The sequence below is a fragment of the Geobacillus kaustophilus genome (assembly GCF_000948285.1).
Classification (GTDB): domain Bacteria; phylum Bacillota; class Bacilli; order Bacillales; family Anoxybacillaceae; genus Geobacillus; species Geobacillus thermoleovorans_A.
In genome coordinates this window covers 1,790,488-1,813,449 of record NZ_JYBP01000003.1, presented here as the reverse complement: position 1 = coordinate 1,813,449, position 22,962 = coordinate 1,790,488, and the positions used below count along the sequence as shown (strand labels likewise).

24 protein-coding genes are annotated in these 22,962 nt (G+C 54.7%); all 24 read left to right on the top strand.

Going from position 1 to position 22,962, the window contains the following annotated elements; all coding sequences use genetic code 11:
- Positions 1-89 precede the first annotated feature (89 nt).
- Positions 90-830, top strand: a complete 741-nt coding sequence (gene rnc / locus LG52_RS09425) for a ribonuclease III (protein ID WP_044731741.1) — start codon at positions 90-92, stop codon at positions 828-830.
- Between the two features lie 227 nt (positions 831-1,057).
- Entirely contained in the window at positions 1,058-4,621 is a 3,564-nt protein-coding gene (smc, locus tag LG52_RS09420) for a chromosome segregation protein SMC (protein WP_044731740.1), read from the top strand.
- 19 nt (positions 4,622-4,640) lie between these two features.
- Positions 4,641-5,627 carry a signal recognition particle-docking protein FtsY gene (gene ftsY, locus LG52_RS09415; RefSeq protein WP_044731739.1) on the top strand — a complete coding sequence of 329 codons (987 nt, stop codon included), beginning with the start codon at positions 4,641-4,643 and terminating at the stop codon, positions 5,625-5,627.
- 239 nt (positions 5,628-5,866) lie between these two features.
- Complete coding sequence (locus LG52_RS09410) at positions 5,867-6,199, top strand: putative DNA-binding protein (protein ID WP_013523384.1); 333 nt, start codon at positions 5,867-5,869, stop codon at positions 6,197-6,199.
- A gap of 17 nt (positions 6,200-6,216) precedes the next feature.
- Positions 6,217-7,557, top strand: a complete 1,341-nt coding sequence (gene ffh, locus LG52_RS09405) for a signal recognition particle protein (RefSeq protein ID WP_044731738.1) — start codon at positions 6,217-6,219, stop codon at positions 7,555-7,557.
- Positions 7,558-7,651: 94 nt separating this feature from the next.
- A complete protein-coding gene (gene rpsP, locus LG52_RS09400; RefSeq protein WP_011230697.1) occupies positions 7,652-7,924 on the top strand; it encodes a 30S ribosomal protein S16 in 273 nt (90 codons plus the stop codon).
- Between the two features lie 11 nt (positions 7,925-7,935).
- The gene (locus tag LG52_RS09395; RefSeq protein WP_013145774.1) at positions 7,936-8,172 is read left to right on the top strand and encodes a KH domain-containing protein; all 237 of its coding nucleotides are present in this window, start codon (positions 7,936-7,938) and stop codon (positions 8,170-8,172) included.
- A gap of 88 nt (positions 8,173-8,260) precedes the next feature.
- Complete coding sequence (locus tag LG52_RS09390) at positions 8,261-8,647, top strand: YlqD family protein (protein ID WP_044731737.1); 387 nt, start codon at positions 8,261-8,263, stop codon at positions 8,645-8,647.
- 15 nt (positions 8,648-8,662) lie between these two features.
- Positions 8,663-9,181 carry a ribosome maturation factor RimM gene (gene rimM / locus LG52_RS09385; RefSeq protein WP_044731736.1) on the top strand — a complete coding sequence of 173 codons (519 nt, stop codon included), beginning with the start codon at positions 8,663-8,665 and terminating at the stop codon, positions 9,179-9,181.
- Positions 9,181-9,915 carry a tRNA (guanosine(37)-N1)-methyltransferase TrmD gene (trmD, locus tag LG52_RS09380; protein WP_044731735.1) on the top strand — a complete coding sequence of 245 codons (735 nt, stop codon included), beginning with the start codon at positions 9,181-9,183 and terminating at the stop codon, positions 9,913-9,915. The genes rimM and trmD overlap by 1 nt, the downstream gene beginning before the upstream one ends.
- 135 nt (positions 9,916-10,050) lie before the next feature.
- Positions 10,051-10,407, top strand: coding sequence for a 50S ribosomal protein L19 (gene rplS, locus LG52_RS09375; protein WP_013145772.1), 357 nt, complete (start codon positions 10,051-10,053; stop codon positions 10,405-10,407).
- A 119-nt stretch (positions 10,408-10,526) separates the two neighbouring features.
- Positions 10,527-11,081 (top strand): signal peptidase I, encoded by a 555-nt coding sequence (gene lepB / locus LG52_RS09370; RefSeq protein WP_013145771.1) that lies wholly within the window; start codon positions 10,527-10,529, stop codon positions 11,079-11,081.
- 12 nt (positions 11,082-11,093) lie between these two features.
- Complete coding sequence (ylqF, locus tag LG52_RS09365; RefSeq protein ID WP_044731734.1) at positions 11,094-11,960, top strand: ribosome biogenesis GTPase YlqF; 867 nt, start codon at positions 11,094-11,096, stop codon at positions 11,958-11,960.
- Positions 11,961-12,045: 85 nt separating this feature from the next.
- Positions 12,046-12,828, top strand: a complete 783-nt coding sequence (locus LG52_RS09360; RefSeq protein WP_044731733.1) for a ribonuclease HII — start codon at positions 12,046-12,048, stop codon at positions 12,826-12,828.
- An 18-nt stretch (positions 12,829-12,846) separates the two neighbouring features.
- Entirely contained in the window at positions 12,847-13,389 is a 543-nt protein-coding gene (locus LG52_RS20555; protein WP_231584442.1) for a hypothetical protein, read from the top strand.
- A gap of 73 nt (positions 13,390-13,462) precedes the next feature.
- Positions 13,463-14,395, top strand: coding sequence for a flagellar hook-length control protein FliK (locus tag LG52_RS20550; RefSeq protein WP_231584441.1), 933 nt, complete (start codon positions 13,463-13,465; stop codon positions 14,393-14,395).
- Complete coding sequence (locus LG52_RS09350) at positions 14,392-14,679, top strand: EscU/YscU/HrcU family type III secretion system export apparatus switch protein (RefSeq protein ID WP_044731732.1); 288 nt, start codon at positions 14,392-14,394, stop codon at positions 14,677-14,679. The genes LG52_RS20550 and LG52_RS09350 overlap by 4 nt, the downstream gene beginning before the upstream one ends.
- A gap of 115 nt (positions 14,680-14,794) precedes the next feature.
- Positions 14,795-15,955, top strand: a complete 1,161-nt coding sequence (gene sucC, locus LG52_RS09345) for an ADP-forming succinate--CoA ligase subunit beta (protein ID WP_011230708.1) — start codon at positions 14,795-14,797, stop codon at positions 15,953-15,955.
- A 17-nt stretch (positions 15,956-15,972) separates the two neighbouring features.
- A complete protein-coding gene (gene sucD, locus LG52_RS09340; RefSeq protein ID WP_044731731.1) occupies positions 15,973-16,875 on the top strand; it encodes a succinate--CoA ligase subunit alpha in 903 nt (300 codons plus the stop codon).
- Between the two features lie 70 nt (positions 16,876-16,945).
- A complete protein-coding gene (gene dprA / locus LG52_RS09335) occupies positions 16,946-17,827 on the top strand; it encodes a DNA-processing protein DprA (protein ID WP_044731730.1) in 882 nt (293 codons plus the stop codon).
- Between the two features lie 78 nt (positions 17,828-17,905).
- On the top strand, positions 17,906-19,981 hold the full coding sequence (topA, locus tag LG52_RS09330; protein WP_044731729.1) for a type I DNA topoisomerase: 2,076 nt from the start codon (positions 17,906-17,908) through the stop codon (positions 19,979-19,981).
- 94 nt (positions 19,982-20,075) lie between these two features.
- On the top strand, positions 20,076-20,978 hold the full coding sequence (gene xerC / locus LG52_RS09325) for a tyrosine recombinase XerC (RefSeq protein ID WP_044731728.1): 903 nt from the start codon (positions 20,076-20,078) through the stop codon (positions 20,976-20,978).
- Positions 20,979-21,001: 23 nt separating this feature from the next.
- The gene (hslV, locus tag LG52_RS09320) at positions 21,002-21,544 is read left to right on the top strand and encodes an ATP-dependent protease subunit HslV (RefSeq protein WP_011230713.1); all 543 of its coding nucleotides are present in this window, start codon (positions 21,002-21,004) and stop codon (positions 21,542-21,544) included.
- Between the two features lie 17 nt (positions 21,545-21,561).
- A complete protein-coding gene (hslU, locus tag LG52_RS09315; RefSeq protein WP_044733181.1) occupies positions 21,562-22,956 on the top strand; it encodes an HslU--HslV peptidase ATPase subunit in 1,395 nt (464 codons plus the stop codon).
- Positions 22,957-22,962: the final 6 nt, after the last annotated feature.

Here is a 22,962-nt window from a genome sequence, read left to right as displayed (position 1 = left end):
GATTCCCGCTCGCGTAGCGGACCGGAGAACGGATATAATAGAAGAAGACACGGCCATTTTGTTCTGGAACGAAGTCGGAGGGCATTTTTATGTCAAAACAAAAAGATAAAGAGCGCATCCATGAAAAGAGGCGGGCGAAGTTTCAAGAGCTGCAAAAAAAGATCGGCATCACCTTTCGAAACGAAAAGCTGTTGATTCAAGCGTTCACCCATTCATCGTATGTGAATGAGCATCGGCGGCGGCTTCACGAAGACAATGAACGGCTTGAGTTTTTAGGCGATGCCGTGCTGGAGCTGACCGTTTCTCAATATTTATTTCAAAAGTTCCCGCATATGAGCGAAGGGCAATTGACGAAGCTGAGGGCAGCCATCGTCTGCGAGCCGTCGCTTGTGAAATTTGCCAACGCCTTGTCGTTCGGCGAGCTCGTCTTGCTCGGCAAAGGCGAGGAGCTGACCGGCGGGCGGGCGCGTCCGGCGCTCTTGGCAGACGTCTTTGAGGCGTTCATCGGCGCTTTGTATTTGGATCAAGGAATGGACGCGGTCATCCGCTTTTTGGAGCAAACGATGTTTCCGAAAATTGATGAAGGTGCTTTTTCTCATGTGATGGATTTTAAAAGCCAGCTGCAGGAATGGGTGCAGCGGGACGGCAGCGGAACGCTTGAATATGCCATTTTGGAGGAAAAAGGTCCGGCTCACAACAAGGAGTTTGTCGCCCGCGTAGCGTTAAACGGCCAAGAGCTTGGCATCGGCGTCGGCCGCTCGAAAAAGGAAGCTGAACAGCATGCGGCGCAAATGGCGCTCGAAACGTTGCGGGCGGCCGACAAGCAGTGAAGGCTGGCGCTGTTACGTCAGTCTTTTTTCTGTGAACGTGCGAGGGGATGGAGAACAAACACTGCTCATGGGTGTTTCGATGAACATGCGCGCCTTGAGCGGGGGAAGAAAGGCGTTTTTTCGATAGTTCATATGGCAGGATGAAAAGATCAAACGTCCCGGTTTCTCAAAAGGGCTCCGGGGTGTTTGTGGTGGATCACAGTGGAAAGATGGTGAGGCGTCATACCATGTTCCTGAAACGATTGGATGTGATCGGCTTTAAATCGTTCGCCGACCGTGTATCGATCGAGTTTGTCCCTGGTGTGACGGCGGTCGTCGGTCCGAACGGGAGCGGCAAAAGCAACATTACCGATGCGATCCGTTGGGTGCTCGGTGAGCAATCAGCGAAATCGTTGCGCGGGGCGAAAATGGAAGACGTCATCTTCGCCGGCAGCGAATCGCGCAAGCCGCTTAATGTGGCTGAAGTGACGATCACACTCGACAATGAAGACGGCTTTTTGCCGCTTGAGTACCAGGAAGTGAGCGTGACCCGGCGCGTCTATCGCTCGGGGGAGAGCGAGTTTTTCATCAACCGCCAGCCGTGCCGTTTGAAAGACATCGTCGATTTGTTTCTCGATTCCGGGCTCGGCAAGGAGGCGTTTTCCATCATCGGCCAAGGCCGGGTCGAAGAGATTTTAAGCAGCAAACCGGAAGAGCGGCGCACGATTTTTGAAGAAGCGGCCGGCGTGTTGAAGTACAAGCTGCGGAAAAAAAAGGCGGAGGCGAAGTTAGCGGAGACGCAAGACAACTTGCACCGCGTCAACGATATTTTGCACGAGCTCGAACAGCAGCTTGAGCCGCTCCGCATGCAGGCGTCGCTCGCCAAAGAGTTTTTGGAAAAACGCGAAGAGCTCGAGCGATTTGAAGTGGCGCTGATGGTTCACGACATCGAGCAGCTGCGCGGGCAATGGAATGAGTTGAAGGAAGCTCTTGATAGGCACCAGCAGGACGAAGTGGCGCTGGCGGCGGCATTGCAGAAAATGGAAGCCCAAATCGAACAGCTGCGCGATCAAATGACCGCCATTGACGAATCGATCGACGGTCTGCAGCAGGTGCTCCTGTTGGCGAGCGAAGAGCTTGAAAAGCTTGAAGGACGGAAGGAAGTGCTGAAAGAGCGGAAAAAGCATGCACAAAGGCGGAAAGGGCAGCTTGATGACATGGTGTCGACCTTGACCGCCAAACAGCGCCGCTTAATGGAGCAGCTGCAAGCCGAGCGGGAGGAACTCGCCCAGCTTGAGGCGGGCGCGGCGGCGCTCGAGCGAGAGCTGAAAGAAAAACAGGCTTTGTTTTCGGCGCATGAAGCCGACATTGAAGAAGAAATCGAGCGGCGAAAAGGCGACTACATCGACCTTGTTCATGAACAGGCGGCGTTGAAAAACGAACGCGCACATGTGGAGCAGGCGATTGGCAAACTGCATGCCAAACGGACGGCGCTCGATGAAGCGAACCGCCGCCATCTCGCCGAACGTGAACAGCTCGAGCAGAAGCGGGCGGCCTTATGGGCCGAGCAGACCCGCCTCGAACAGGCGCTGGCGGAAGCGCATAACAGACAAGCCGCTCTCGCCGCGGCGCTTGCGGCGCAAAAAACGGAGCTCGAGCAGCATGAAGCGTTGCTGCATCAGGCGCGCCAATACCGGCAGCAAACGAAAGCGCGCCAGCAATGGTTGGAAGAGATGCAACATGATTATTCCGGTTTTGTCCAAGGGGTAAAAGAAGTATTAAAGGCGCGCGGCCTTCTGCCCGGCATTCATGGCGCCATTGTTGAGCTCATTCGCGTGCCGGACCGCTATGAGACGGCGATTGAAACGGCGCTCGGCGGGGCGATGCAGCATATCGTCGTTGACAGCGAACAGGCGGCGCGGCAAGCGATTCACTATTTGAAAACGAACGGCTACGGGCGCGCGACGTTTTTGCCGCTTGACGTCATCCAAGCGCGCGCGCTTTCCGAACGGGAGCGGGCGGCGATTGACCGCCATCCGGCGTTTGTCGGCATTGCGAGCGAGCTCGTCGAATACGACCGCACCTATAGGGCGGCGATCGCCCATTTGCTCGGCCATGTCATCGTGACAGCCGATTTAAAAGGCGCGAATGAGCTGGCCAAGCTTCTTCAGTACCGTTATCGTCTCGTGACGCTGGACGGCGATGTCGTCAGCCCCGGCGGGGCGATGACCGGCGGCGGAGCGGCGAAAAAGACCGCGTCGCTGTTAAGCCGGAATCGCGAGCTGGAAACGCTAGCTACTAAGCTTCAGGAAATGGATGAAACGATCGCTCGGCTTGAGCGGGCTGTTGCGGCGAAACGACGCGAGCAGGTGGAGCGGGAAGCGCAGGCGGACGCGCTGCAAGAGGAGATCGCGGCGCTGCAAGAAGCGTTGCAAAGACAAAAGGACGAGCAACGCGAGCTCGAATGGCAGAAAAAACGGATCGACGAGCGGCTCGCTTTGTATGATGAGGAAAAAGCGAACGATGAGCGCGAAATGGCAGAACTGAACCGCCGCCTCGGCGCCATTGACAGGCAGCTTGAGCAGCTTGCCGAGAAACTGCAGGCGATCGATGACGACATCAACCGGCTGCAGGCGCAAAAACAGACGGAGCAAACGACGAAAGAGACGCTCCAGGCAGCGATCACCGAGCAAAAAATTGCCTTGGCGGAAACGAAAGAGCGCGTGAAACATGCGCGCCGGAAAGTCGAAGAGCTCGAAAAAGAGCTCGCCGAAGCCGCCCGCGAGCTTGAGGAGGCTGAACAAGAACGGGCCGCCTTGGACGCAGAAATGGAGGCGCCGGCATGGAATGAGGCAGAGCTTGAACAGCAACGACAGCAAAAGCTCGAGGACAAGCAAAAAACGATTGAACTGATCGCAAGCCGCCGCGAACAGCGGCTCGACTGTCAACGGCAGCTCGAGCATTTGGAGCGGGAATGGAAGGAAGCAAAGCGGCAGCATAAACAGCTCGCTGATGTCGTGAAAGACGAAGAAGTGAAGTTGAACCGGCTTGACGTGGAGCTTGGGAATCTGCTTGTCCGTCTGCGCGAAGAATATGGGCTGTCGTTTGAAGCGGCTCGCTCCGCGTACCCGCTTGAGATCGGCGCCGATGAGGCGCGCAAGCGGGTGAAGCTCATTAAGCGGGCCATCGAAGAACTTGGCACCGTCAACTTGGGGGCGATCGATGAATACGAACGAGTTTCCGAACGGCACCGCTTTTTAAGCGAGCAAAAAGCCGATTTGGAAGAGGCGAAGGCGACGCTCCACCAAGTCATTGATGAAATGGACGATGAAATGAAAAAACGATTTTTCGCGACGTTTGAGCAAATCCGCGCTCGTTTCGGCGAGGTGTTCCGCGAGCTGTTCGGCGGCGGGCGCGCCGATTTGCGGCTGACCGACCCGGACGACTTGCTTGAGACGGGGATCGACATCGTCGCTCAGCCTCCGGGGAAAAAGCTGCAGCATTTAAGCTTGCTTTCCGGCGGCGAACGGGCGTTGACAGCGATCGCCCTCTTGTTTTCGATTTTAAAGGTGCGTCCGGTGCCGTTTTGCGTCCTTGATGAAGTCGAAGCGGCGCTTGATGAAGCGAACGTGCAGCGGTATGCCCAATATTTAAAACGGTTCAGCCGCGACACGCAGTTTATCGTCATCACCCATCGAAAAGGGACGATGGAAGAAGCGGACGTGCTGTACGGCGTCACGATGCAAGAATCGGGCGTCTCAAAGCTCGTTTCCGTCCGTTTGGAAGATTCGAAGGAGCTCGTGCGGTCATAATGGAAAGGAGGCGCTTTGGATGGGTTTTTTTCAAAAATTGAAAGAAAAATGGACAAAGCAAGCGGATGCCGTAACCGAAAAGTTTAAAGAAGGGCTGTCAAAAACGCGAAATTCGCTCGCTGGAAAAGTGAACGACCTCATCGCCCGCTATCGGAAAGTGGATGAAGAGTTTTTTGAAGAGCTTGAAGAAATTTTGATCGCCGCCGATGTGGGCGTCACGACCGTCATGGAACTTGTCGATGAGCTGAAAATGGAAGTGAAGCGCCGCAACATTCAAGACCCGGCGCAAATGCGCGACGTCATCGCCGAAAAGCTCGTTGACATTTACCGCGCCGGCGCCGATGACAAAGAACTTTCCGCTTTGAATATACAAGAAGGCGGGCTGACGGTCATTTTGTTCGTCGGCGTCAACGGCGTCGGCAAAACGACAACGATCGGCAAGCTTGCCTATAAGCTGAAATCGGAAGGGAAATCCGTCTTGTTGGCAGCTGGCGATACGTTCCGCGCCGGGGCGATCGAGCAGCTCGAAGCGTGGGGCGAGCGCGTTGGGGTCGACGTCATTAAGCAGGCGGCCGGCTCCGACCCGGCAGCTGTTATGTATGACGCCATTCAAGCGGCGAAAGCGCGCGGCGTTGACGTATTGTTATGCGACACGGCTGGGCGGCTGCAAAACAAAGTGAATTTAATGAAAGAGCTCGAAAAAGTGAAACGCGTCATCAGCCGCGAAATTCCGGGCGCTCCGCATGAAGTATTGCTTGTGTTGGATGCGACGACCGGACAAAACGCGATGAGCCAAGCCAAGCTGTTTAAAGAAGCGACCGATGTGACCGGCATCGTGTTGACGAAGCTTGACGGCACGGCGAAAGGCGGCATCGTGCTTGCCATTCGCAACGAGATGGCCATCCCGGTGAAACTCGTCGGCCTCGGCGAGAAGATGGACGATTTGCAAGTGTTCGATCCAGAACAGTACGTCTACGGATTGTTTGCTGATTTGCTGGAATTATAAACAAGCCAACAGAGGGTGCTCCAAAAACAACGGACGCCCTTTGTTGTTTTATATGGAACAAATTTGTGAAAAATGAGGAGAAGCAAAATTGGAGGGGGGGAGATGCGAGCTGTGTCGGCCTTTTTGTTTGGCAAGCGTTGTGCGCTCGTTTGCCCGTTCTCGCTTGACACTCTACGGAAAAGACGGTACACTACATTTTTGTAAAGGTATTTTACTTAACAATGAGGGGGGAGAGTCCGGTGCTGGAAAAAACGATGCGCATGAACTATTTATACGATTTTTACCAAGCGCTGTTGACGCCGAAACAGCGCAACTATATGGCGCTTTACTACTTGGACGACTACTCCCTCGGGGAAATTGCCGAACAATATGAGGTGAGCCGCCAGGCGGTGTACGATAACATCCGGCGTACAGAAGCGATGCTGGAGCAGTATGAAGAGAAGCTCGGGCTGCTACGAAAATATGAACGGCGGCGGCAGATCATCGAGCGGCTGAAAGACTACATCAGCCGGCATTACGGCGCTGACGCCGAATTGGCGGCGCTAGTCCGCGAGCTTGACGAACTTGATTAAACAAGGGGGTGGCCGCCATGGCGTTTGAAGGATTGTCTGAACGTTTGCAACAGGTGATGAACCGCATCCGCGGCAAAGGAAAAGTCACCGAAGCGGATGTCAAAGAGATGATGCGCGAAGTGCGCCTTGCGCTTTTGGAAGCTGACGTCAACTTTAAAGTCGTCAAAGATTTCATCAGACAGGTGAGCGAGCGGGCTGTCGGGCAGGAAGTGATGAAAAGCTTAACGCCGGGCCAGCAAGTGATCAAAATCGTCAAGGAAGAGCTGACGGCGTTAATGGGCGGTGAGCAAAGCCAAATCGCTGTCGCGAAGAAACCGCCGACCGTTGTGATGATGGTCGGGTTGCAAGGGGCCGGGAAAACGACGACCACCGGGAAGCTGGCCAACTTGCTGCGCAAACGACATAACCGGAAGCCGTTGCTTGTGGCTGCTGACGTTTACCGCCCGGCGGCGATCAAACAGCTTGAGACGCTTGGCAAGCAGCTTGACATCCCTGTCTTTTCGTTAGGCGAGCACGCCAATCCGGTTGAAATCGCGAAACAGGCGCTCGAGCGGGCGAAAGAAGAGCATTATGATTACGTGCTCATCGACACAGCCGGCCGTCTTCACATTGATGAAGCGCTCATGGATGAACTGAAGCAGATGAAAGAAGCGGTCAAGCCGGATGAAATTTTCCTCGTCGTTGACGCCATGACCGGGCAAGATGCCGTCAATGTCGCACAAAGTTTCCATGAGCAGCTCGGCATCACCGGGGTGATTTTGACGAAGCTGGACGGCGACACGCGCGGCGGGGCGGCGCTGTCGATTCGCGCCGTCACCGGAGCGCCGATCAAGTTTGCTGGGATGGGCGAAAAACTTGACGCTTTGGAGCCGTTCCATCCGGAGCGAATGGCGTCGCGCATTTTAGGCATGGGCGATGTCCTGACGCTCATCGAAAAAGCGCAGGAGGCCGTCGACGAAGAGAAGGCGAAGGAGCTCGAACAAAAAATGCGCACGGCCACCTTCACGCTTGACGACTTTTTGGAGCAGCTCGGCCAAGTGCGCAAGCTCGGACCGCTTGACGAACTGATTAAAATGCTGCCGGGCGCCAACAAAATCAAAGGGCTCGCCAACATTCAAGTCGATGAAAAGCAAATCGCCCGCGTTGAGGCGATCATCCGCTCGATGACGAAAGAAGAGAAAACGCATCCGGAAATCATCAACGCTAGCCGCAAAAAGCGGATCGCCAAAGGAAGCGGCACGACGGTTCAGGAAGTGAATCGGCTTTTGAAGCAGTTTGACGAGATGAAAAAAATGATGAAAATGATGACGAATATGCCAAAAGGGAAAAAGAAAGGATTCCGTTTTCCATTTATGTAAATGAAGATCTGTTAAGCGAAAAACCTTTACAAACGGAAAAAGAATTGTTAATATACTATCTTGTGTGAACTCTATACGGAGGTGCGTACTGACTATGGCAGTAAAAATTCGTTTAAAACGCATGGGGACAAAGAAAAAACCGTTCTATCGCATCGTGGTAGCTGATTCGCGCTCGCCGCGCGACGGTCGTTTTATCGAAACGATCGGCACGTACGATCCGGTCGCTGAGCCGGCGCAAGTGAAAATCGATGAGGAACTGGCGCTCAAATGGCTGCAAAACGGCGCCAAACCGTCGGATACGGTGCGCAGCTTGCTGTCGAAGCAAGGCATTTTAGAGAAGTTCCATAACTTGAAATACGGCAAATAAGCGAGATGCACATGAAGCCGCTCATTGAAACGATCGTCAAGGCACTTGTCGATCATCCGGAGGCGGTGGCGGTTGAGCGCCGCGAAGAAGAGACGGCCGTCATCTATGAGTTATCCGTGCATGAAGACGACACTGGCAAAGTGATCGGCAAACAAGGGCGGACGATCCAGGCGATTCGCATGGTCGTTGCCGCCGCCGCGGCCGGATCGCCAAAGCGGGTTGTTGTGCAAGTGAAAGACAAAGGGTGAGGATGTTCCTCTCCCTTTTTTGATATGATGCCAAAGGGCGCGGAAATGGCCCAGGTGCCGTTCGTTCCGTGTCAAAAGGGGGAAGAGGATGAAGCTCATTCAAACGGTTGAGGTGCGGCAAATCGTCACCGAACGGAGCAAACAAGAGCTTTCCGCCGCGTTTTTGGCGCGCAAGCAGCAGCTCGAGCGCGAGTGCGACCAGCTTCGTTTTGAACAGAAACGAATGGAGAAAAGCGGAAACTATCCGCCCGCTTTAGTGAAACAATATTTTGCCAAAGAGATCGACGAGCGGATGGAGAAAATGAAACTGCTTGAGTTTCAGCTCGAACAATTACATATGCTACCGTTAGGGAGCGAATTGAAAGAGCGGGAAGTCGAGGCGCTCGTTGAGGTGAACGTCGGCGACCGTTGGGAAGAGGTGACAAAAACGCGCGCCATCATCATTGAAGACGGCGTCGTCAAAGAGATTCGCTAAGAAGGGATGAAAGCGATGGAACGATGGTTTAATGTCGGAAAAATTGTCAATACGCACGGCATTCGCGGCGAAGTGCGCGTCATTTCGCGCACCGACTTTCCTGAAGAACGGTATAAAAAAGGAAACAAGCTGTACATTTTCCGCGAACGGGAAACGGAACCGATTGAAGTCACGGTGAAAAGCCACCGCGTCCATAAATCGTTTGACTTGTTGTCGTTTGAAGGCTATGACAGCATCAACGACGTTGAACGGTTTAAGGGGGCGATGCTGAAGGTGCCGGAAAGCCAGCTCGGCGAACTTGCGGAAGGGGAATATTATTTCCATGAGATCATCGGCTGCACTGTCGTGACAGAAGGCGGGGAGACCATCGGCGCGGTAAAGGAAATTTTGACTCCAGGGGCGAACGACGTCTGGGTCGTCCGGCGCGAAGACGGATCGGAAGCGCTCATTCCGTACATTGACGAGGTCGTTTTGCACGTCGATCCGGAGCGGAAAACGATCATCATCCGGCCGATGGAAGGGCTGCTCGAATAATGCGGATCGATATTTTAACGTTGTTTCCCGGCATGTTTTCCGGGGTGTTGAGTGAGTCAATTTTAAAGAAGGCGCAAGAAAAAGGGGCCGTCGACATCCGCCTTATTGATTTTCGCGAGTTTGCCGACAACAAGCATAAAACGGTCGACGATTATCCGTACGGCGGCGGCGCCGGCATGGTGCTGAAGCCACAGCCGATTTTTGACGCAGTGGAACACGTGACGGCTGGATCGCCTGGCGCCCGCATCATTTTGCTTTGTCCGCAAGGCGAGCGCTACACGCAAAAAAAGGCGGAAGAGCTGGCGAAAGAAACGCATTTGGTGCTCATTTGCGGCCATTACGAAGGGTATGACGAACGCATCCGCCAATATTTAGCAACCGATGAAATTTCGATCGGCGACTATATTTTAACGGGCGGGGAGCTCGGCGCCATGGTTGTTGTCGACAGCGTTGTCCGCCTTCTCCCCGGGGTGCTCGGCAATGAGGCGTCGCCGGTCGATGACTCGTTCAGCTCCGGGCTGCTTGAGTATCCGCAATACACAAGGCCGGCCGATTTTCGCGGCATGAAGGTGCCGGATGTATTGCTGTCAGGCAACCATCAGCTCATCGCCGAGTGGCGCGAGAAGGAGTCGCTCCGGCGCACGTTTTTGCGCCGTCCGGACTTGCTCGATGAATATCCGCTTACAGACAAGCAAAAGCAATGGCTGAAAGAGTGGGAGAAGGAGCGCGAATAGCTATTGCCTGAGTCAACAGTTTATGCTATCATGTCTTTTGTGTGGCCTTAAGCGATCTGCTTGAGGACGGAAAACGATGTTCCGCTACAATGAAGAGATCATTGGCATGAACATCTGTGGAAGGAGTGGATCATGATGCATCATTTAATCCAAGAGATTACGAAAGAACAACTCCGGACGGATTTGCCGGATTTCCGCCCGGGCGACACGGTGCGCGTTCATGTGAAAGTCGTCGAAGGCAACCGCGAACGCATCCAAGTGTTTGAAGGTGTTGTCATTAAACGGCGCGGAGCGGGCATCAGCGAAACGTTCACGGTCCGCAAAGTGTCCTATGGCGTCGGCGTTGAGCGCACATTCCCGGTGCATACGCCGAAAATCGCCAAGCTGGAAGTCATCCGCCGCGGGAAAGTCCGCCGCGCGAAATTGTACTACTTGCGTGAACTTCGCGGCAAAGCGGCGCGCATCAAGGAAAATACGAACGCAGCGCAATAATGGACAACGGTGGATCACAGCGGAAAAGGAGCTTGCTTTCAAGCTCCTTTTTTCACTACCGTCAATGATGGTTACGGTAGTGATCCACGACTGCAAACTTTGATTTAGGTGGGTGGACAATGGAACAGAAAAAAAGCGAATGGCGCGAATGGATGAAAGCGATCGTCGTTGCTGTCTTGCTCGCCGGGGGTATCCGCTACTTTATTTTCGCTCCGATCATCGTCGACGGTTATTCGATGATGCCGACATTACATAACCATGAGCGGATGATCGTCAATAAACTGGCGTATAAAATCGGCATGCCGCACCGTTTCGATATCATTGTTTTTCACGCCGAAGAAGGGAGAGACTATATTAAGCGAGTCATCGGCCTGCCGGGCGATCGAATTGAATACAAAAATGATACGCTCTATATCAATGGCAAGCCGTATGAAGAGCCATATTTGGACGAGTATAAAAAGCAGTTGTCCGACGGCGGTCCACTGACGGAATCGTTCACTTTGGAGGAACTGACCGGGCGAAGCACGGTGCCGCCGGGGCATTTGTTTGTCATGGGCGACAATCGCCGTTTCAGCAAAGACAGCCGCCATATCGGCTTCATTCCGATGTCAAAAGTCGTTGGCAAGGCGAATCTTGTGTATTGGCCGCTTTCTGACGCCCGGATTGTGAAATAAACGAGGCAGGTGATGCCAATGACAGTGATTCAATGGTTCCCCGGCCATATGGCGAAGGCCAAGCGGGAAGTGCAAGAAAAATTAAAGTTGATCGACGTAGCGTTTGAGCTGCTTGACGCCCGTGTGCCGATGTCTTCGCGCAACCCGATGATCGACGAGATTCTCGGACAAAAGCCGCGCCTCATTTTGCTCAATAAGGCTGATATGGCCGATGAGGCGGTGACCGAACAGTGGATCCGCTATTTCCGCGATCAAGGGCGGCTGGCTTTGCCCATCGATGCTCAAAGCGGAACAGGAGTCCGGCAAATCGCGGCGGCGGCGAAAGAGATGGTGAAAGATAAATTCGAGAAAATGCGGGCGAAAGGGATTAAAAACCCGCGCCCGGTTCGGGCGCTCATCGTCGGCATCCCGAACGTCGGCAAGTCGACGCTGATCAACCGGCTCGCCGGCCGCCATATCGCGAAAACCGGCGACAAGCCGGGGGTGACAAAAGCGCAGCAATGGATCAAAGTCGGCAAAGAAATGGAGTTGCTTGATACCCCAGGCATCCTATGGCCGAAATTTGAGGATGAGAACGTCGGCTACAAGTTGGCGGTGACCGGTGCCATTAAGGATGAAATTTTAAACTTGCAGGATGTCGCCGTTTATGCGCTCCGCTTTTTGTCGATCCACTATCCCAACCGGCTTAAAGAGCGCTACGGCCTTGATGACATTCCTAGTGACATCGTCGCTTTGTTTGACGCCATCGGAAGGCGGCGCGGCTGTTTGACGTCAGGCGGCGCTGTCGACTACGATAAAGTAGCTGATATCGTTTTGTATGACATCCGCACGGAAAAATTAGGCCGCTTAAGCTTTGAAACGCCCGCTTCACGGATGTAGCGCGTCCGGCGGGCGTTTTTTTGCCGGCGGTGCTTTACGGTCGGCCGAACAGAGCCGATAGTATAAGTAGAAGAGGGAGAGGAGCATGAAGCGGTATACGGTGAAAGACATTGAAGCGCTGCTCCCGGAGCTTAGCGCGGACGACCCGCGCTGGGAAATGCTGCGGCAGGATGAGCGAAAAAGCGTGCAGGCGCTTCTTGCCCGTTTCAAACGGCAGCAAGCGCGCCGGCACGCTGAGCAGCAACGGTGGGAAGAATTGATGCGTTATGAGCGGGAACTATATGCCGCTGGTGTTAGACGGATCGCCGGCATTGATGAGGCCGGGCGCGGCCCGCTGGCCGGCCCGGTCGTCGCCGCCGCGGTCATCTTGCCGAAAGACGCCTATTTGCCGGGGCTTGACGACTCGAAGCGGCTGACGCCGGAAAAGCGCGAGGCATTGTTTGCGCAAATTGAAGCGTGCGCCGTCGCCATCGGCATCGGCATCGTCAGCGCGGCGGAGATCGATGAAAGGAATATTTACGAAGCGACAAGGCAAGCGATGGCGAAAGCGGTGAGCGCCCTTTCCCCGCCGCCTGAACATTTGCTTGTTGATGCGATGGCGGTGCCGTGCCCACTGCCGCAACAGCGCCTCATAAAAGGAGATGCCAACAGCGCTTCGATCGCCGCTGCGTCGGTCATTGCCAAAGTGACGCGCGACCGCTGGATGAAAGAACTGGATCGCCGCTATCCACAATACGGGTTCGCGCGCCATATGGGCTATGGAACGCCGGAACATTTCGAGGCGATCCGCCGCTACGGCGTTACGCCTGAGCATCGTCGTTCGTTCGCACCGGTGAGGGAGGTGCTGAAGGCGAGCGAGCAGCTCTAGAAGAAGGGGTGGGACGAAATGGTCGAGCGCATGGAGCGGACGATGCCAACGACCGCTGTCCGCGACGCGGCATCCAGCCGGCGGTTTCAGCCGGGGCAGGCCGTCGTCGGCCGAGTGGAGCGGGTCGAGGAGATGGAAACCGGGGAGCGGGCAGCGCTCGTCCGCGCTGGCGGACAACTTGTGCGCGCCCGTTTGGAGGCGCCGCTTGCTGTCGGACGTTTGTATTTGTTTGAAATTCACGAACGACAAGGAACAATTTATTGGAAAGCCATTCCCCTTTCCGAACCGGCGTCTGCTCCGTCAGGTGAAGAGGCGGTGCGCCGGTGGCAAAAAGCGTGGAAACTGCCGGATGCGGCGCTGCCGGTGCTCCGCCAAGCGCTGAAAGCTGGCGCGGCTGCAACGAAAGAGGAAATTGCCGCACTGACTGAAGCGGTGAAAGAGACCGGCCAGCCGGACGCGGCCGAAGACGTGCTCGCCCATTTGTTTCGCCGCCGGCTGCCGTTCTCTTCAGCCGTGTTTCGCGCGCTATGGGCAGCCAAAACCGGGGGGGGCGATTGCTGATGGCTTAGGAAGGCTGAAAACAGCGCTCGCCGCCCTTTCCGCCCATCCGGCGGCCCTTGAGCTCAGCCGGGCGATGGAGAAGTTTCTTTCACCGCCGCTGTTCGCTTACGAGGCGGCCGTGCGTTTGTTGCTGTCAGGGGAGGAAGAGGCCGAAACGGCCCGCGCGCTTCTTGCCCGCCTTGGGCTCGCCCCGTTGCCGGAGGACCGCCGCTTGGCGCTTCGGGAGGCGGTGCAATGCCGCCGGTTTGCCGATATCATTCGGCAGCTCGGCTTGACGGACGAGGAGGCGTTTTTGGAACGGTGGGCCGCTCTCGATGCCGCCTATCAAAGCGGAGCGCTGCCCGCCGCGGAAGCGAAGTTGTGGGCGGCCGCTCGAGCGGCGAGAGATCCGGCGCTGTCGCTGTTTTGCTGGCTGAGGCGGGCGGCCGTGCGGCTTGGACTTGAGGACGAGGCGGCGCTCGTCCGTGTTGGGAAAATCGAGGATTTGCCTTCCGTCCCGTCGTTGAAACGGCTGCTTCTTCGCTTTCTTCATGAATCGGGGAGCGAAGGGGCCAAGAGGGCGGCCGAAGCGATTCTCGACCAGCTCGATGGCATGGCCATCGCTGCTGGCGGCGATGGGCTCATTGATCACGTATGGATTTCGTTGCCATTGCCGCTTGGCGGCCGCAGCAGCGATTTTGCTGTGTGCTGGCAAGGAAGCAGGAAACAAGGCGGGCCGCTTGATGCCGATTACAACCGCATTGTTTGTTACCTGACGCTTGAAGAGCTGGGAGAGGTGATCGTTGATATGCGCGTGCAACGACGGATCGTCCACATCTCCATTTTTCACGATGATCCGCGGCTGCCGGTTGCTGCCGCTCGGATGGCTCCGCTTGTCAAAGAGCGGTTTCAGGCGCACGGGTATGCGCTTTCAGGCATTGATGTAAAGGCAACGCGTTCCGCCCCTCCTCCGCCTTCCGTTTTTCTGTTTGCCGACAGTTGCAGCGAGGTGGATTGCCAAGCATGAACGAGGAGCGGAAAAAAGCAGTCGTCTTGTCTTACGATGCGGCACTTGACGCAGCTCCGATCGTCAAGGCGAAAGGGGTTGGCAAAGTCGCCGAAGCGATCATCGCCGCCGCCCGCGAGCACGGCGTGCCGATTCGCCAAGATCCGACGCTTGTTGAGCTGCTGGGGAAAGTGGAGATCAACGAAATGATCCCGGAGGAGCTGTACGCCTTAGTGGCTGAATTGTTCGCGTTTTTGTATCAGCTTGATCAGGAAGCGAAAGGAGAAGGAGCGGGGAAGGGGTAATTTTCCTATTCCCCGCTTTCGTAATTTTGCGGCGAAACGGTGGACAAGCGCGAAATGTTAGGTATAAAATGAAAGCGCTAAGACTTTTTTGATTTTATACATAGGAGGTTGGCGCATGAACATTCATGAATACCAGGCAAAAGAAATTTTGCGAAGCTATGGTGTAAGCGTGCCGAACGGCCGCGTCGCGTTCACGGTGGATGAAGCGGTCGAAGCGGCGAAAGAGCTCGGCGCGCCGGTGTGTGTTGTCAAAGCGCAAATCCATGCCGGCGGGCGCGGCAAAGCGGGCGGGGTGAAAGTGGCAAAAAGCCTCGAGGAAGTCCGTACATATGCGAGCGAACTGCTCGGCAAAGTGCTCGTCACCCATCAAACCGGCCCGGAAGGAAAAGAAGTGAAACGGCTGTTGATTGAAGAAGGGTGCGACATCCAAAAAGAATACTACATCGGCCTTGTCGTCGACCGCGCCACCTCGCGCGTCGTATTAATGGGGTCGGAAGAAGGCGGAACGGAAATCGAAGAAGTGGCGGCGAAAACGCCGGAGAAAATTTTTAAAGAATACATCGATCCAGCCGTCGGTCTCCAAGCGTTCCAAGCGCGCCGATTGGCTTTCAACATCAACATTCCGAAGCATCTCGTCAACCAAGCGGTCAAATTTATGATGGGCTTGTACCAAGTGTTTGTCGATAAAGACTGCTCGATCGCCGAAATCAACCCGCTTGTCGTCACCGGCGACGGCAAAGTGATGGCGCTTGATGCGAAGCTGAATTTCGATTCAAACGCCTTATACCGTCATCCGGACATCCTTGAATACCGCGACTTGGATGAAGAAGACCCGAAAGAAGTCGAAGCGTCGAAATACGACTTGAACTACATCGCTCTTGACGGCAACATCGGTTGCATGGTCAACGGCGCCGGCTTGGCGATGGCGACAATGGACATCATCAAATATTACGGAGGCGAGCCGGCTAACTTCCTCGATGTCGGCGGCGGCGCCAGCGAGGAAAAAGTAAGGGAAGCGTTCAAAATCATTTTGTCCGACCCGAACGTCAAAGGCATTTTCGTCAACATTTTCGGCGGCATTATGAAATGCGATGTCATCGCGAGCGGCATCGTCGCGGCGACGAAGCAAGTCGGTTTGACGCTTCCGCTTGTCGTCCGGCTTGAAGGAACGAACGTTGAGCTTGGGAAAAAGATTTTGCAAGAGTCGGGCTTAAACATTATTGCGGCCGAATCGATGGCGGACGGAGCACAAAAAATCGTCGAGCTAGTACGTTAAGAAAGCGAGGGAGACACGTGAGCGTTTTTGTCAATAAAGACACGAAAGTGATCGTGCAAGGGATTACCGGTTCGCAAGGGCTGTTCCATACAAAGCAGATGATCGAGTACGGGACGAACATCGTCGGCGGCGTCACGCCGGGCAAAGGCGGCACGGAAGTCGAAGGCGTGCCGGTGTTTGACACTGTTTCCGAAGCGGTCGAAAGAACGGGAGCGAACGCCTCGGTCATTTACGTTCCGCCGGCCTTCGCTGCGGATGCCATCATGGAAGCGGTCGACGCGGAGCTAGACCTTGTCGTTTGCATCACCGAAGGCATTCCGGTGCTTGATATGGTGAAAGTGAAACGGTACATGAAGGGCAAAAAGACGCGCCTCATCGGTCCGAACTGCCCGGGCGTCATTACGCCGGAAGAGTGCAAAATCGGCATTATGCCGGGCTACATCCATAAAAAAGGACATGTCGGCATTGTTTCCCGTTCCGGCACGCTGACGTACGAAGCCGTTCACCAACTGACGCAAGCCGGCATCGGCCAGTCGACGGCGGTCGGCATCGGCGGCGACCCGGTCAACGGCACAAACTTCATCGATGTGTTGAAGGCGTTTAATGAAGACGAAGAAACGTACGCTGTCATTATGATCGGCGAAATCGGCGGCACGGCGGAAGAAGAAGCGGCCGAATGGGTGAAAGCGAACATGACGAAACCGGTCGTCGGCTTTATCGGCGGGCAAACGGCGCCTCCGGGCAAACGGATGGGCCATGCCGGCGCGATCATTTCCGGCGGCAAAGGAACAGCCGCAGAGAAAATCAAAAAAATGACCGAATGCGGCATTAAAGTGGCGGAAACGCCGGCCGTGATCGGAGAAACGCTCATTTCTGTGCTGAAAGAACGCGGCTTGTACGAAAAATGCAAAACGCACTAATCATCAGCCCCGCACGTCATCGTGCGGGGTGTCGCTTATGATGTCCACTCCGGAAGGAAAGGGGAGCAGTATGTACGATACAGTCCGCGACCGACTTATCCATCTCCATCATTGCCGCGGGGCGGGATGGAAGACGATTCATTCCTTGCTTAAGGTTGATCCGACGCTCACCGCTCCATTTTCTCTGTCTCCTGATGATCTCCGCCCGCTCGTTCCACTTCCTGACGCTCAATGGACCGCTTTTTTCCATGATTTGCATTCCATCGATGTGCAACGTGTGATAAAAACATATAAGGACCGGTGCATTCGTGTGATCACTGTATTTGATTCTGACTATCCGCCGCTGCTTAAATATATATACGCCCCGCCGTGGGTGCTGTATGCAAAGGGGGACTCCGCTTTGCTTCAGGAGAGGAAACTGATCAGCATCGTCGGCACAAGGCGTCCGACGAAGGAAGGAATCGAAGCGTTGAACAAATTGGTGCCGCCGCTTGTTGCCGCCGGCTTTACGATCGTCAGCGGGCTCGCGTTTGGGATTGACGTGTGTGCCCACCAGCTCGCCGTCCAGCATGGCGGGGCGACGATCGCCGTCATCGCCGGTGGGCTGGACCACATTTATCCGAAAGAACATCGGCCGTTCGCCGCCCGGCTGATGAATGAACAGTTGGTCATCGCTGAGCATCCGCCGGCAACGCGCCCACAGGCATGGCAGTTTCCCGCGCGCAATCGCATCATCAGCGGGCTGTCGCTCGGCACGCTTGTCGTGCAGGCGAAGCGGAAAAGCGGTTCGCTCATTACCGCCGCGTATGCGCTTGAGCAAGGGAGGGAAGTGTTCGCCGTCCCCGGCCCGATCGGTTTGGCGGAATCCGCCGGGCCGAATACGCTCATTCAGCACGGGGCAAAACTAGTGCAAGAAGCGGCGGACATTTTGGATGAATTCCCGTACGTGTAATGCACAGGTTTGACAAATGCGGCAATAATCATTAATAATAATGAAGATTTCAATTTACCTCCTAGGGGTGGAAGATGGATGTCAGACTACTTAGTTATCGTCGAATCGCCAACGAAAGCGAAGACGATCGAACGATACTTGGGAAAAAAATATACAGTCAAAGCATCGATGGGCCACGTCCGCGATTTGCCAAAAAGCCAAATGGGCGTTGATATAGACCACGGCTACGAGCCGAAATACATTACGATCCGCGGCAAAGGCCAGGTGATCAAAGAGTTGAAAACGGCGGCGAAAAAAGCGAAAAAAGTGTTTCTTGCCGCCGACCCCGATCGCGAAGGAGAGGCGATCGCTTGGCATTTGGCCCACATGCTCGATCTGGACATTCACTCTGATTGCCGCGTTGTCTTTCATGAGATCACGAAGGATGCTATTCAGCAATCGTTTCAGCAGCCGCGCGCGATCAATATGAATCTTGTTGACGCCCAGCAGGCGCGGCGCGTACTCGACCGCCTCGTCGGCTATAACATCAGCCCGCTCTTATGGAAAAAGGTGAAAAAAGGGTTAAGCGCCGGCCGCGTCCAATCGGTGGCGTTGCGCCTCATCATCGATCGGGAACGAGAAATTCGCGAATTTCAGCCAGAAGAATATTGGACGATTGAAGCGATGTTTCAAAAAGAAGGAGAGACGTTTGCTGCCTCGTTTTACAGTATTGACGGACAAAAGCGCGAGTTAAAGACGGAGGCGGATGTAAAAGCCGTGCTGGACCGCTTAAATGGAACGGCATTTGCGGTGAAAACGGTGACAAAACGAGAGCGCAAGCGCAGCCCCGTGCCGCCGTTTACGACGTCGTCGCTTCAGCAGGAAGCGGCGCGCAAACTCAATTTCCGGACGAAAAAGACGATGATGATCGCCCAGCAGCTGTACGAAGGAATCGATCTTGGCAGCGAAGGGACGGTCGGTTTGATCACGTATATGCGCACCGATTCAACGCGCGTCGCCGAGACGGCGCAGCAGGAGGCGGCGGCGTATATCGAGGCGACGTTCGGCGCTATGTATGTCAATCAGGAAAAGCGGAAAGAGAAGAAAAGCACGAACGCCCAAGACGCCCATGAAGCGATCCGCCCGACATCGGCATTTCGCGATCCGGACAAAGTGAAACCGTATTTGACGCGCGACCAGTTTCGGTTGTATAAACTCATTTGGGAACGGTTCATCGCCAGTCAAATGGCGGCCGCCGTGCTTGACACCATGAGCGTCGAGTTGGAAAGCAACGGCGTCGTGTTCCGCGCCAGCGGCTCGAAAGTGAAATTTCCAGGGTTTATGAAAGTGTATATTGAAGGAACGGACGATCAAACGGAAGAGCAGGACCGTATCCTCCCGGATTTGAAAGAAGAGGAAACGGTCGAGAGCGAAACGATCGAATCGAAGCAGCACTTTACTCAGCCGCCGCCGCGCTACACGGAAGCCCGCCTCGTCAAAACGTTGGAGGAACTCGGCATCGGCCGCCCGTCGACGTATGCCCCGACGCTTGATACGATCCAAAAACGCAACTATGTCGTCCTTGAGAACAAGCGGTTTGTCCCGACCGAGCTCGGCGAAATCGTTGTCGAGCTGATGCTCGAATTTTTCCCGGAAATTATCGATGTCGAGTTTACAGCGAAAATGGAAAAAGAATTGGACGAAATTGAAGAAGGAAAAGTAGAATGGATCAAAGTCGTCGACGAGTTTTACCGCGAATTTGAAAAACGGTTGAAAGTGGCGGAAAAAGAAATGCGCGCAGTTGAGATTAAGGATGAGCCGGCCGGCATTGACTGCGAGGTGTGCGGCAGTCCGATGGTGTACAAAATAGGCCGTTTCGGCAAGTTTATCGCCTGCTCGAATTTTCCGGAATGCCGCCATACGAAGCCGATTGTCAAAGAAATCGGCGTCAAGTGCCCGAAATGCCGCGAGGGCAACATCGTCGAGCGCAGCACGAAAAGAAAGCGGGTGTTTTACGGCTGCGATCGTTTCCCGGATTGCGACTTCGTCTCGTGGGATAAACCGCTCGCCCGCCCTTGTCCGAAATGCGCGGGGCTGCTTGTGGAGAAAGAGCTGAAAAAAGGTGTGCAAGTGCAATGCACGGCGTGCGACTATGAAGAGCGGCTAGAAGCTTGAATAGGCATCGGATACAATTCAGAATTTTATAAAAAACAGTTGCGTTCATGCGGATGAATATGGTACGATGTAGTAGCTGTTGCGGGGTGAGGCGATGGAGAATTCGAAACTTGCGTTACAATTATTCATGGAATATTTACAAATCGAGAAAAATTATTCACAATATACTATTGTGTGTTACCGGCGTGACATTGAGCAGTTTTTCCGATTTATGGATGAGGAAGGAATCGGCGCGCTTGATGAAGTGTCCTACAGCGACGTTCGTTTATATTTGACGAAACTATACGAGCAACAGTTGGCCAGCCGTTCGGTCGCCCGCAAAATTTCGAGTTTGCGCAGCTTTTACAAGTTTTTGTTGCGCGAAGGGCGGGCGGCCGAAAATCCGTTTGCGCTCGCGACGCTGCCGAAAAAAGAGCAAAAAATTCCTAATTTTTTATATCCCAAAGAATTAGAAGCATTGTTTTTTGTCAATGATGAAAATACGGCCCTAGGCCAGCGCAATGCGGCGCTGCTTGAGTTGTTGTACGCGACTGGCGCTCGGGTTAGTGAATGTTGTCACATACAGCTGTCTGATGTCGATTTTGTTGCGGAAACCGTGCTCATTCACGGCAAAGGAAACAAGCAGCGCTACGTTCCGTTCGGCCGTCCGGCCCGCGAAGCGCTTGAACGGTATATCCATAGGGGCCGACGCGAACTGACAAGAAAGCTGCCGGCGGACCACCGCTATTTATTTGTCAACGCCCGAGGCAATCCGCTCACGCCTCGGGGAGTGCGCCATATTCTGGATCGGATCGTCGAAGCCGCTGCGCTGACGCAAAACATCAGCCCGCACGTGCTTCGGCATACGTTTGCGACTCATTTGCTCAACGAAGGGGCCGATCTCCGTTCGGTGCAGGAACTGCTCGGTCATGCGCATTTGTCATCGACGCAAGTGTATACACATGTAACGAAAGACCGGCTGCGGCATATTTATTTGCAGGCGCATCCGCGGGCGTAACCCGCAGGCAAGGAGGGGGAATGATGGGAGCCTTTCATGCGACGACAATTTTTGCCATCCGCCATAACGGCGCATCCGCCATGGCTGGAGACGGCCAAGTGACGTTCGGCAATGCGGTCGTCATGAAGCATACAGCAAAAAAAGTGCGGCGGCTGTTCCAAGGAAACGTGCTCGCCGGTTTTGCCGGCTCCGTCGCTGACGCGTTTACGCTCTTTGAAATGTTTGAAGGCAAGCTCGAACAATGGAATGGCAACTTGCCGCGCGCGGCGGTTGAGCTGGCGAAAGAGTGGCGGAGCGATAAAGTGCTGCGCCGCCTTGAGGCGATGCTCATTGTTATGGACAAACAGCATTTGCTGCTTGTCTCCGGCACGGGCGAAGTGATTGAGCCGGATGATGGCATGCTTGCCATCGGCTCGGGCGGTCAGTATGCGTTGGCTGCTGGGCGTGCGTTGAAGAAGTACGCCGGCGGCTCGATGACCGCGAAGGAGATTGCCAAGGCGGCGCTCGAAATCGCCGCTGACATTTGCGTTTATACGAACGGCCATATTATTGTCGAAGAGCTGTAAAAAGGAGGAGGCCGATGATGGCGGAAACGTTGACTCCACGGCAGATTGTCGAAAAACTCGATCAGTTCATCGTCGGGCAAAAAGAGGCAAAAAAGGCGGTGGCGATCGCGCTTCGCAACCGATATCGCCGCAGTTTGCTCGATGAAAAATTGCGCGATGAAGTGATGCCGAAAAACATTTTAATGATCGGCCCGACCGGGGTCGGGAAGACGGAGATCGCCCGCCGGCTCGCCAAACTCGTCGGCGCCCCGTTCATCAAAGTCGAAGCGACGAAATTCACCGAAGTCGGTTATGTTGGACGCGACGTCGAATCGATGGTGCGCGATTTGGTGGAAACGTCAGTCAGGCTCGTGAAAGAACGAAAAATGAACGAAGTGAAAGACAGGGCTGAACAGCAGGCGAACAAGCGGCTTGTTGAACTGCTCGTTCCCGGCAAGCCAAAGCAGACAATCAAAAATCCGCTTGAGCTGCTGTTTGGTGGTCAAGGAGCCCAAGCGGACAGCAGTTACAGCCATGAGGATGAACAGGTGGAACAAAAGCGGCGCCAAGTTGCTTGGCAGTTGGCAAACGGGCAGTTGGAAAACGAGATGGTGACGATTGAAATCGAGGAACAGACGCCGTTATGGTTTGACTTTTTGCAAGGGGCAGGCATTGAGCAGATGGGGATGAACATGCAGGATGCGTTAAGCAGCCTCATGCCGAAGCGGCGCAAAAAGCGGCGTCTCAAAGTGAGTGAAGCGCGCAAAGTGCTCATCAACGAGGAAGCGCAAAAGCTGATCGACATGGATGAAGTGACGCAAGAGGCCGTCCGCCTCGCTGAGCAGTCCGGCATCATTTTTATCGATGAAATCGACAAAATCGCCCGCAGCGGAGCGGTGTCCGGCTCGGCCGACGTCTCGCGCGAAGGAGTGCAGCGCGACATTTTGCCAATTGTTGAAGGGTCGACCGTCATGACGAAGTACGGCCCGGTGAAAACGGACCACATTTTATTCATCGCCGCCGGCGCGTTCCATATGGCGAAGCCGTCGGATTTGATCCCTGAGCTGCAAGGCCGTTTCCCGATCCGCGTCGAGCTTGCGAAACTTTCGGTCGACGATTTCGTAAGAATATTAGTCGAGCCGAATAACGCGCTCATTAAACAATATCAAGCTCTTTTGGCAACGGAAGGTATAAGTCTTGAATTTTCTGACGATGCTATTCGTAAGATTGCCGAGGTGGCATTTGAAGTAAACCAGGCGACCGACAACATCGGTGCGCGCCGGTTGCACACGATTTTGGAAAAACTGCTGGAAGACTTGCTGTTTGAGGCGCCGGACATCGGAATCGACAAGGTCGTCATCACACCGCAATATGTCGAGCAAAAACTCGGCAGCATCATCAAAAACAAAGATTTAAGCGAGTTTATTTTATGAGGAGGA